Annotated in this window: 10 protein-coding genes; 6 read left to right on the forward strand and 4 right to left on the reverse strand. The window is 42.1% G+C overall.

Annotation, left to right across the window (positions count from 1 at the left end; all coding sequences use genetic code 11):
• The coding region (locus tag OGM63_RS08000; RefSeq protein WP_263744987.1) for a hypothetical protein at nucleotides 1-558 on the forward strand (558 nt) is incomplete at its 5' end.
• Here OGM63_RS08000 and OGM63_RS08005 read toward each other — a convergent pair.
• On the reverse strand, nucleotides 532-732 hold the full coding sequence (locus tag OGM63_RS08005) for a hypothetical protein (protein WP_263744988.1): 201 nt from the start codon (nucleotides 730-732) through the stop codon (nucleotides 532-534). The genes OGM63_RS08000 and OGM63_RS08005 overlap by 27 nt on opposite strands.
• Nucleotides 733-805: 73 nt before the next feature.
• Here OGM63_RS08005 and OGM63_RS08010 point away from each other — a divergent pair, with 73 nt between their 5' ends.
• The 5 genes from OGM63_RS08010 to OGM63_RS08030 all read left to right on the forward strand — a co-directional run bounded on the left by OGM63_RS08010 (nucleotide 806) and on the right by OGM63_RS08030 (nucleotide 7,071).
• Entirely contained in the window at nucleotides 806-1,273 is a 468-nt protein-coding gene (locus tag OGM63_RS08010) for a MarR family winged helix-turn-helix transcriptional regulator (protein WP_263744989.1), read from the forward strand.
• Between the two features lie 146 nt (nucleotides 1,274-1,419).
• The gene (locus OGM63_RS08015) at nucleotides 1,420-2,916 is read left to right on the forward strand and encodes an HlyD family secretion protein (RefSeq protein ID WP_263744990.1); all 1,497 of its coding nucleotides are present in this window, start codon (nucleotides 1,420-1,422) and stop codon (nucleotides 2,914-2,916) included.
• A gap of 292 nt (nucleotides 2,917-3,208) precedes the next feature.
• Complete coding sequence (locus OGM63_RS08020; RefSeq protein WP_263744991.1) at nucleotides 3,209-4,486, forward strand: MFS transporter; 1,278 nt, start codon at nucleotides 3,209-3,211, stop codon at nucleotides 4,484-4,486.
• 290 nt (nucleotides 4,487-4,776) lie between these two features.
• The gene (locus OGM63_RS08025; RefSeq protein ID WP_263744992.1) at nucleotides 4,777-6,363 is read left to right on the forward strand and encodes a DHA2 family efflux MFS transporter permease subunit; all 1,587 of its coding nucleotides are present in this window, start codon (nucleotides 4,777-4,779) and stop codon (nucleotides 6,361-6,363) included.
• A 132-nt stretch (nucleotides 6,364-6,495) separates the two neighbouring features.
• A complete protein-coding gene (locus tag OGM63_RS08030; RefSeq protein WP_263744993.1) occupies nucleotides 6,496-7,071 on the forward strand; it encodes a Uma2 family endonuclease in 576 nt (191 codons plus the stop codon).
• Nucleotides 7,072-7,159: 88 nt separating this feature from the next.
• On the opposite strand, the gene OGM63_RS08035 is transcribed toward OGM63_RS08030, so the two are convergent.
• The 3 genes from OGM63_RS08035 to OGM63_RS08045 form a co-directional block, all read right to left on the reverse strand.
• Nucleotides 7,160-7,561, reverse strand: a complete 402-nt coding sequence (locus OGM63_RS08035; RefSeq protein WP_263744994.1) for a CO2 hydration-associated protein CupS — start codon at nucleotides 7,559-7,561, stop codon at nucleotides 7,160-7,162.
• A gap of 137 nt (nucleotides 7,562-7,698) precedes the next feature.
• A complete protein-coding gene (locus OGM63_RS08040) occupies nucleotides 7,699-8,997 on the reverse strand; it encodes a CO2 hydration protein CupA (RefSeq protein ID WP_263744995.1) in 1,299 nt (432 codons plus the stop codon).
• A 98-nt stretch (nucleotides 8,998-9,095) separates the two neighbouring features.
• Entirely contained in the window at nucleotides 9,096-10,604 is a 1,509-nt protein-coding gene (locus OGM63_RS08045; protein ID WP_263744996.1) for an NADH-quinone oxidoreductase subunit M, read from the reverse strand.
• Nucleotides 10,605-10,618: the final 14 nt, after the last annotated feature.

Raw genomic sequence — 10,618 nt, forward strand, 5'->3', positions numbered from 1 at the left:
CTCTATCTTGAGATTCCGCGTCATCTCAGCTACGCTTTTGGGGGATTGGGTATTTTACTGTCGCTAGCTAGTATAGTTGCTTTGGCTGTGGGTGGGGCGGAAATTCGCAAGTATGCAACTGTTGTCTTAACTTTGGGGTTGGGTTGGTTTATTTTACCTTTAGTGTGGATTGGTCGTTATCACTTTGGTCAAAAGTTTCTCACAGCGCGTTACTGGATAGGTTCGTGGTTGATTCCAGCTTGGTTGGCTTTGGCGGTAGCTGGTTTTAACGGCTTTCTTGGCGATTATAATCCTGATGTTAGAGCTTTCTTGGCACAAAAAGCGATCGCCCAAATCCTCCAAACTAATCCGATCAACTTTGTCCAAGTCGGTGGTAAAACTGGTGTACTCCTCAATTTCTACACTCCCCACCACGGTAAGCAAGTACAACAAGTCTCTGAACTAAGTGCGGGTAGCTACGCTTGGATATCTGCTAAACAGCCGGCTTTATCCACTCATAATCGAGTTCTCGGTACTGTGCAAGTTTACCAGTTAATTCAATTGGGGAGCGGGGAGTAGGAAGAGGGGGGGAGGGGGGGAGGGGGGAGACAAGGGAGACAAGGGAGACAAGGGAGAAAATTCACCATCTCCTCCTTGTCCTCCTTGTCCTCCTTGTCCTCCTTGTCCTCCTTGTCCTCCTTGTCCTCCTTGTCCTCCTTGTCCTCCTTGTCCTCCTTGTCTCCAAGGAGTCACCTTAGAGCATCTGTTGCTAAAAACAGGTTTATTTGGTTAGAATAATATTACGCACGCTAAGGAAATTCCCCAAATGATTTCTACATCTAAGAATTTACAAGCTGTGGACTCATGGCAACAAGTTCTGGCACCATATAATATTGGCTATAGAATTAAACTGCTTTCACAACTTTTCACCCGCAAGTTTACCGAGCGGTTAGAACCCTTTGGACTAACGCCATTTCACTGGTTGGTTTTATGCTGTTTGTGGCAAGAAGACGGTTTACCTACTTCTTGCATTGGCGAAAAATTGCAACAAGTGGGAGGTACGTTAACTGGAGTACTCGATCGCATGGAAGAACGCGGGTTGATTCGTCGAGAACGCGATTTGTCCGATCGCCGTATTTGGCGGATTTGGCTGACAGATGCAGGATCGCAACTGCAAACCGTCTTACCTCCAATTGCAGCCGACTTGCGTGAAGAAGCGATGTGTGGTATGTCCCACTCGGAACGCGAGCAATTTTCCCAAGTTATCAATCGAGCGATCGCTAATCTGTCTTAAGAATATGGCATAATCACCCAATTGAGTGAAGCACTGTTCATATTTATTTGCCAAAATATTACGTGTACTAAAGAAACGACAGATAATATTACGCCTTCTAAATAAAATTTTGTTAATTAAATCATCTATCGGGGGAGTTAAGAATTATGGAACGCAGCAAAACAACTTTAAATGAACGTAACGGACACTATAAAGCAGTTTTGGAAAAAGAGCTAATTGTGGACTTAGAAACATTGGAAGCTCGTACCATAGAGAAGTCTGCACCAGTCGAAACCCCAATAGATAAAGAAAATATCCAGCCAGAGACACCTTCTGAAGAGGAAAAGAAGGCTGTACCGAAGGGGAAAAAACCGATCGCTTTAATTTTGGCAGCATTGGGAGTAGGTGCGATCGCAGCAGGTGGATTTGGTTATCGCTACTGGGAATACGCTTCTACTCACCAAGAAACAGACAACGCTACAGTAGCGGGACACATTAACCAAGTTAGCAGCAAGATTCCGGGAACTGTAAGCCAAGTATTGGTAAACGATAACCAACTAGTGCAACAGGGACAGTTGCTAATAAAACTCGATCCCCAAGACTATCAAAATAAAGTGCAGCAAGCACAAGCAGCACTTTTAGCCGCACAACGTCAAGCACAAGCTGCCGAAGCGAATATTGCTTTAGCTTCACAAACCACCTCTGCGAAGACAAATCAAGCCCAAGGGGATATTAGTGGTGCGTTAGCAGCGATTTCCACGGCAAAAGCAGCAGTGCAAGAAGCAGAAGCTGGGATACCAGCAGCACAAGCCGATGTGAGGTTAGCAGAAGCCGGAATTCCCGCTTCTGAAGCGCAAGTAGCCCAGGCTGATGCTAACTTACAAAAAAACCAAGCTGATTACAACCGTTACAACACTTTGTTTAAACAAGGTGCGATCGCTCGCCAGCAACTTGATACGGCAAAATCAGCTTATGATGTAGCTGTAGCGCAAAAGACTGCGGCAATTCAGGGAGTACAACAAGCACGAGCACGGTTAGCCTCTGCGAGGGTTGGCGTTGCCAAAGCGCAGTCTCAATTAGCACAAGCGCAAGAAGGTATAACCAGCGCTCAAGCGAAACTTGCAGCATCCAAAGGAGGAATGCAACAAGCTACCGCCGGCGCACAGCAAACAGCAGTGAATAGGGGACAGTACGAAGCGGCAAAAGCGTCAATTTCCCAAGCGGAAGCGACACTGAAAGACGCGCAATTGCAGTTATCGTATACCAACATTACCGCGCCGGCAGCCGGACGTGTGGGTAGAAAAAACGTTGAAGTTGGTAATCGCGTGCAAGTGGGAACACCAATGATGGCGATCGTGAATAACGATTACTGGGTGGTCGCTAACTTCAAAGAAACCCAATTGGAAAAAATGAAGCCAGGAAAACCAGTAGAAATCAAACTGGATTCATTTCCTCATCATACCTTTAAAGGTCGTGTTGATAGTCTTTCGCCAGCTTCCGGCGCTCAGTTTGCCTTATTGCCACCGGATAACGCTACAGGTAACTTTACCAAAATTGTGCAGCGCATTCCGGTGAAAGTTGTTTTTGACCAACAAAGCATCAAAGGTTACGAAGCACGGATTACACCTGGGATGTCTGCGGAAGTTGCAGTAGAAGTCAAATAATAAACATAAATGTAGAGACTTCGTATTTCGCGTCTCTACATAGGTTTCAGGCAACGCATAATTAATTTCCACTTTCGCGTATCTAATACAAAAGACGAATGATATCATGTCCGTTTAATTAACAGTAATAAAAACCTACCTACCGTCGTAGAGACGTTCCGGTGGAACGTCTCTACGACGGTAGGTAATTTACCAGACATGACATGAAAACATCTTTCCACCGACCGAGAGGCGTTTGGAATCAAGTTAAGTGATATTTTTGGAAAGCGTATTGGTATAAACTAAACTTTTAATGAACACACAAGCAACTGAGAAAAAGCCGAGAATACCGGCATTTAGGTCAAGAAACTACCGTTTATTTTTTATCGGACAAGGTATATCTTTAATTGGCTCGTGGATGACGCAATTAGCCACAATTTGGTTAGTTTATCACTTAACAAATTCACCTGTAATGCTAGGAATTGTGGGATTTACCAGTCAAATTCCTAGCTTTTTTCTCGCTCCCTTTGGTGGGGTATTTGTGGATCGTTTTTCTCGCCATCGCACCTTAATTGGTACACAAATATTGGCGATGATTCAGTCATTAACGCTGGCAGTGTTAGCATTAACTGGGGTAATTCAAGTTTGGCATATCATCGCTTTAAGTTTATTGCAAGGATTTATTAATGCTGTAGATGCGCCGGCGCGACAAGCATTTGTGCCAGAATTGATTGAAAAAAGAGACGATTTAGCGAATGCGATCGCCATCAACTCGACAATGTTCAATGGTGCGCGATTAATTGGTCCGGCAATTGGTGGTTTATTAATTGCTCAAGTTGGCGCAGCTTACTGTTTTTTAATTGATGGTCTTAGTTACATTGCCGTAATTATTGCATTATTGGCGATGAATATTAAGTCAAATAAACGTCAAGTCAGTAATGCCAATCCATTAAAACAAATCAAAGATGGATTTAATTATGCTTTTGGCTTTCCGCCAATTCGGGCAATATTAATCTTATCAGCCTTAGTCAGTTTTATGGGAATGCAATATACAATTATTGTGCCAATTTTTGCCGAAAAAATCTTGCAAGGTGGTGCACAAACACTAGGGTTTTTGATGGCTGCGTCAGGAGTCGGTGCTTTATTTGGTGGAATTTATCTGGCTACACGGCAAACAGTTGTAGGACTTGGTAAATTAATTGCCTTTGGTCCAACAATTTTAGGATGTGGACTGATTGCTTTTTCTCTATCGCGATTTTTACCTCTTTCTTTATTTTCATTGTTGTTTGTTGGTTTAGGAACGATTCTACAAATAGCTGCGGGTAACACAGTTTTACAAACGATTGTAGATGATGACAAACGCGGACGAGTGATGAGTTTATATACAATGTCTTTTTTGGGTACAATACCCTTTGGTAACTTATTGGCAGGTTTTTTAGCAAATCATATCGGTGCTACGAATACGCTAATAATTGATGGGATAGCTTGTATTTTGGGGTCTATATTTTTTGTGAGACAGTTACCTGCTTTAAGGCGATCGATTCGCCCAATTTATGAGCAAAAGGGGATATTAAACAGTGGAAAAGCTTAAGAAATAATAACCGCAGATGGACGCAGATGAACACAGATAAAAGGCATCTGCGTTTATCTGTGTGGAAATTATCAAATAAACAGCATCTTCCTTAAGGTACATTTATAATATCGCCTAAAGTTTCAAAATATAAATCAATACCGTTCAGTTCAGCCCCAGATCCTCGTAGAGACGTAAGCTAGCTACGTCTCTACATACATACCATTTTTTACCACCAATTTCTTAACTGAACTGTATTGAAATATAAATATATTTTTATTTCAACCTGCTTTCTCAATTGGAGTACCGCTGTGGCTAATACAAATACTGTTGGTAAAGGCAATCAGACTTCTTCTAATAATGTACCGCTGAGAACCTGGATTGGTGTAATGGCAAGTATGCTTGGTGCATTCATGGCAGTGCTGGATATTCAAATTACCAACGCTTCGCTACAAGATATTCAAGCATCTTTGGGGGCAACTTTAGAAGAAGGTTCTTGGATTTCTACCGCTTATTTGGTGGCAGAAATTGTCGTAATTCCTTTAACTGGATGGTTATCGCGGGTATTTTCTCTCAAGCGCTATTTGTTAGTTAATACAGCGTTATTTATTTTCTTTTCTATATGCTGTGGTTGGGCATGGGATCTCAACTCTATGATTCTTTTCCGCGCATTACAAGGCTTCTGTGGTGGGGTTTTAATTCCTACTGCTTTGACAGTTGTTTTGACAACTTTACCCCCGGCAAAGCAATCAGTTGGACTAGCTGCGTTTGCGATTACCGCAGTTTTTGCACCGTCGGTTGGTCCCACATTAGGAGGTTGGTTAACAGAAAACTTTGGTTGGGAGTACAATTTTTATATAAATGTAGTTCCCGGAGCATTGATGCTTACTGGAGTTTGGTACGGGATTACTCAACAACCACCCCAAATGCAATTGCTAAAACAAGGTGATTGGTGGGGAATTTTTTCGATGGCAATTGGGTTAGGTTCGCTACAAATAGTTTTAGAAGAAGGTAGTCGCAAAGATTGGTTTGGTTCACCTTTGATTGTGCGCTTAAGTATAGTTGCGGCGATTTTTATAGCGCTATTTTTCTTTATAGAGTTAACTCGCAAGCAACCATTTATTAATCTGCGACTTATACGTTATCGCAACTTTGGTTTAGCTAGTGTTGTTAATGTTTCGTTGGGGATAGGATTGTATGGCTCAATTTATATTTTGCCGCTGTATTTAACACAAATTCAAAGATATAATGCCCTGCAAATTGGTGAAGTACTAATTTGGGCTGGGATGCCACAATTATTGATTATTCCCTTCCTACCCAAAGTTATGAAGCGTGTTGATGTGCGTTTAATGGTTGCTGTGGGTGTGGTTTTGTTCTCTATTAGTGCGTTTATGAATTCGCGGATGACTTATCAAACTGGACATGACCAATTAATTTGGTCACAACTTGTCCGAGCAATGGGACAACCGCTGATTATGGTTCCACTTACTTCCATTGCTACTGCTGGATTAAATCCCAAAGATGCAGGTTCGGCAAGTGGTTTATTTAATATGATGCGTAATATGGGTGGTTCGATTGGAATTGCATCTTTAGCAACTTTATTAACTAATAGAGAGCAATTTCACTCGAATAGATTGGGAGAATCAGTATCTTTATTTTCTCCAGAAACTCAAGCGCGAATTAATCAATTAACGCAGTATTTTGTGAGTCGTGGTTCTGATTTAAGTACCGCGCAAAACGAAGCGATAAAATCTATTGATAATATCGTTCGTCGGGAAGCGTATGTGATGGCTTTTAATGATTGTTTCTACTTTATTGGCATTGCTTTATTATTAAGTGGAGTTGCGATTATTTTCTTGAAAAAGGTGAAGGCAACTGGTGGTGCTGTGGGACATTAATCTGTATAAGATAAAGTTTTTTGTAGTGAGGACTTTAGTCTTTGTTTTTGTTAGAAGAGGACTAAAGTCCTCACTACGAAATTATGTAGGTTGTTAGAATGGTTGAGGTAGCTAGCGAGTCGCAGGAAGAAGATGGTTACAAATAAACGTGAATATTACATCTCTCCGGAAGAATATTTAGAAGGGGAGAAAGTAAGTCAAGTTAAGCACGAGTATATTGATGGGGAAGTTTATGCAATGGCAGGGGCAAGTGATGCCCATGTTACCATTACGGGGAACTTGTTTAGTCCGCTGCGAAGCCACCTCCGGGGTAGTGGTTGCCGCGTTTATATGCTAGATATGAAAGCCCAAATTCAAGGGATAAATCGCTATTTCTATCCTGATGTAATTGTGACTTGCGATACACAAGATAAAGAGTTTGAATATTTTAAATCTTCTCCTTGTTTGATTGTAGAGGTGTTGTCTGGTAGTACGGAAGGTTTTGAGAGAGGTAAGAAGTTCACGGATTACCGACATTTAAAGTCGTTACAAGAATACGTGCTGATTTCTCAAGATACGATGAGTGTTGAATGCTTTCGTCGCAACGAAGAAGGACGCTGGGAGCTTTACCCTTATGAAAAAGGGGAAGAGGTGCATTTAGCTAGTGTTGATTTTCGGTGTGCGATCGCTACAATATATGAAGATGTAGTTTTGCCAGAGACGAATTAGACATTTCCATAAATTAAATATGCGTTATCGACAACCCCTAGAGACGTAGCAGTGCTACGTCTCTACACTATGTCTATTGATAAGTAACTCATCCCATTAAGATGACGTTATCAAGTACATGAATTACACCGTTGTCTGCTTCTATATCGGCAGCAATCACTGTTGCATTCTTCACTTCAAAGTTATTAGAGATATTAATTCGGATTTCGGAACCTTCGACTGAAGTTAGAGAACTAAGATTTACCAAATCTGCTTTCATCAACTTTCCGGGTACGACGTGATATTTGAGAATGCGTGCAAGTTGTGGAGGATTTTGGACGAGGGTGTGAATTGTGCCGGGAGGAAGTTTGGCAAAAGCATCATCGGTAGGTGCAAAAACGGTGAATGGACCAGGACTTTTCAAAACTTCAACCAGTCCCGCAGCTTTCACGGCAGCTACAAGGGTGGTAAATCCATCGGCACTCACAGCAATATCAACTATATCAGGCATTTGATTTTACCTCTGCTTTACTTACATTTTGCATCTGATATCATGTCCGTTTAATTGACATTAATAAAAAAATCCGAACCCCAAGAGACGTTACATGTAACGTCTCTACATCTTTTCTGGAGATGTTTATTGAATATTTATCGATAATCTTGGCTTTGAACATCGCGCAATCTCGCTTCTGGACGCTGGAAACGGTCTAATTGAGACTCAAAAAATTGGCGATTTGCCATCAGATGTTCTGGGTTGGGGTCATCTAAGGGATAAAGTAATGCTTGTCGTAATGCTTGAATTACGGCTGATGTGACGCAGTACATCGAACGCTGAAAGGTAATTCCTAGTTGAATTAGGGTGTCATCTTCACCGCGACAGTATTGTTGATAGTAGTCCACCAAGTAGTCAGGCAAGAAATGTAGCATATCTTGCATCAAAAGTGTTGGTGGGATACCCGCTGTCCCGACTGGGAAGACATCTGCGTAAAGAATGCCGAAGTGGAAATCTTTTTGGTCTTCAGGTACTTGCTTTGCTTGAGCGTTATAAGATTTAGTACCTCTAAAAGGTGCAGTCCGATAAAATACGGCTTCTACGTAAGGCAGAGCGGCTTCATACAACCAGGTAAAGCCTTTGGATTTAGGGATAATTTCGTAGCATTCACCGTCAATATATACATGATGATAAATTGGGCGTCCGGCGATCGCAAAAATTCCATTTACCAAAAAATTCATCGCTTCCGGCACACTTGTTATTTTACCTTCATCGTAAAGGTCTGACATCTCAAAGAACACCGGCGCCATCACTTCCCAAAATAAGCCGAGGTTAGAGTAGTAAGATAGTTGCCGCACTTGCTCAAGGAACATATCCGGAAACATTTTATACAATCCCAACATGACCGGATTGTTTTTTAAGTAAGCTTTAATTGCGCGATCGGCATTTGCTTTATACTCGTCGGTATCTAAGTAGGGGTCAAACAGTCCACCCATACCCCGATGCCAAAGCATTGCTTGCATACAAGCTTCGGCAAATTCCATATTGATGCGATCGTGCCAAAGATGATGTAATAATTTAGGTAGCTTTTTATTTAGCTCACCCTTTTCCATAAACTCCAGCAATTCAGGATGCGCTGTTGCTTCTCCCCGCCACATGCGAATATCAGCATCATCCCCTGCATAATGATTGTGTAGTTCTAAATATTCTTTGGGCAGAAAGTATTTGAAGAAGGGCAGAGGATCGAGAAAAACTCGTTCGGCAATATAAAGTAAGTCGCGCCAGTAAAAGTCCATCGGCACCGCATACGCTTTATAAATGCCGATGATTTGCATGAGGTTTTCTGGGGTATCTGGAAGCATCGCACCACCTGCTTCTAAGCGGTGAATTACTTCGGGAAATTGATGTTGAGAGGGGGGAAGTTTGGTTGGAGATTGAATTGAAGTTTGGATCATGATTATTTTTATCTCACGCAAAGGCGCAAAGGCGCAAAGGAAGAAATAAAAGAACAAAAGTTACCACAAAGCCAACAGACGTAGCACATGCAACGTCTCTACATTTTGAGGTGTTGTTTTTCAAGGTTATGGGCGATGTTAGTTACGGTGGGAATCGTTGATACCATTGTTGTGACTGTTTGTTCACTCCAGCGGACAAGCCAAGCGGGTTGTACTCCGAGGATGAAAATCAAGGTTGCTAAAATGAGTGCGGGTATTCTTTCACTAACTTTCACTTTAGGGAAATTGGCGATCGCATTATCCAATTTTCCGAAACAAGTCCGATTGAGCAATATCACAAAGTATACTGCTGTTAAACCTGTTCCCACAACACATAACAAAGTTGGAATGGGAAACTCTGCATAACTGCCTTGAAATACGAGAAATTCGGCGATAAATCCAGCCATACCCGGAATTCCCGCACTTGCCATTCCGCTGAGAATTAATAACGCGCTAATGCTTGGTAATCCGCGAATCGGGTTTAGCAGTCCATTCAGGACGTTTAAATCACGGGTGCCGATTTTCTCTTCAATTACACCCACCAAGTTAAACAAAATCGCCAAAATTAAACCGTGGGCGACCATTTGGGAAACAGCACCAACTAAACTTAATGATGTGTGCGCTGCTGCACCTAACAAAACGTAGCCCATGTGACCGATTGAACTATAAGCTACCATCCGCTTGATGTCTTTTTGAGCGATCGCTGCTGCTGCTCCATAAAGTACACTGACAGTTGCCCAAATCGCTAACCAAGGTGCCAATGTTGCCCAAGCTTCCGGAAAAAGTCCTAAGCCAAATCGGAAAATACCGTAAGTGCCGAGTTTCGCTAACACACCTCCTAACAACATAGCTACAGGTGCGGAAGCTGCAACATATGTATCGGGTAGCCAAGTGTGCAATGGTACGAGGGGAATTTTGATGCCAAATCCCACCAATAGTAGACTTAGGAGGATAATTTGCAATCCCAAGGGTAACATTTGTCCCATCAAGGATTCGTAAGCAAAGCTGGTTGCATGAGTTAACCAAACTAAACCCAAGAATGCTGCTAAAATCAAGATTCCCGAAAGAGCGGTGTAGAGCAAAAACTTTGTTGCTGCATAACTGCGCTTGTCACCACCCCAAATGGATATTAATAAATAAAAGGGGACTAATTCCAGTTCGTAAAATAAAAAGAACAGCAGTAAGTTCTGGGCAACAAATGCACCTGCAACCCCACCACTAATTAGGAGAATCATCGAGTAAAATAATCGCGGACGCTCAGTATTGTCGTGGCTGCTGTAAATGGCAATCCAAGTAATTAAGCTATTCAAGGCAACCATTACCAAGGAAATACCATCTACTCCGAGTTGGTAATTTAATCCTAAGGTTTCAATCCAAGGTAGGTATTCTGTAAGTTGAAATCCTGGCTGATGGATATCAAACTGAGCCATTACCCAGAATGTCCACAATAGCATTGCTCCTGTAATTAGCAATGCGCTCAACCGAATTTGACGAGAGGAAACGTTTTTCGGCAGACATCCGATAATGGCTGCACCGAGCATTGGTACCCAAATTAATGTACTTAGCATAGGGGGAGGGTGGA

This window comes from Plectonema radiosum NIES-515 (genome assembly GCF_025753815.1).
GTDB classification, from domain to species: domain Bacteria; phylum Cyanobacteriota; class Cyanobacteriia; order Cyanobacteriales; family Nostocaceae; genus Hassallia; species Hassallia radiosum_A.

What these genes read in the sequence shown, in the direction of transcription:
- OGM63_RS08010 (WP_263744989.1), top strand. Translation starts at nt 806, where the DNA reads ATGATTTCTACATCTAAGAATTTACAAGCTGTGGACTCATGGCAACAA.
- OGM63_RS08015 (WP_263744990.1), top strand. Translation starts at nt 1,420, where the DNA reads ATGGAACGCAGCAAAACAACTTTAAATGAACGTAACGGACACTATAAA.
- OGM63_RS08020 (WP_263744991.1), top strand. Translation starts at nt 3,209, where the DNA reads ATGAACACACAAGCAACTGAGAAAAAGCCGAGAATACCGGCATTTAGG.
- OGM63_RS08030 (WP_263744993.1), top strand. Translation starts at nt 6,496, where the DNA reads ATGGTTACAAATAAACGTGAATATTACATCTCTCCGGAAGAATATTTA.
- OGM63_RS08035 (WP_263744994.1), bottom strand. Translation starts at nt 7,561, where the DNA reads ATGCCTGATATAGTTGATATTGCTGTGAGTGCCGATGGATTTACCACC.
- OGM63_RS08040 (WP_263744995.1), bottom strand. Translation starts at nt 8,997, where the DNA reads ATGATCCAAACTTCAATTCAATCTCCAACCAAACTTCCCCCCTCTCAA.
- OGM63_RS08045 (WP_263744996.1), bottom strand. Translation starts at nt 10,604, where the DNA reads ATGCTAAGTACATTAATTTGGGTACCAATGCTCGGTGCAGCCATTATC.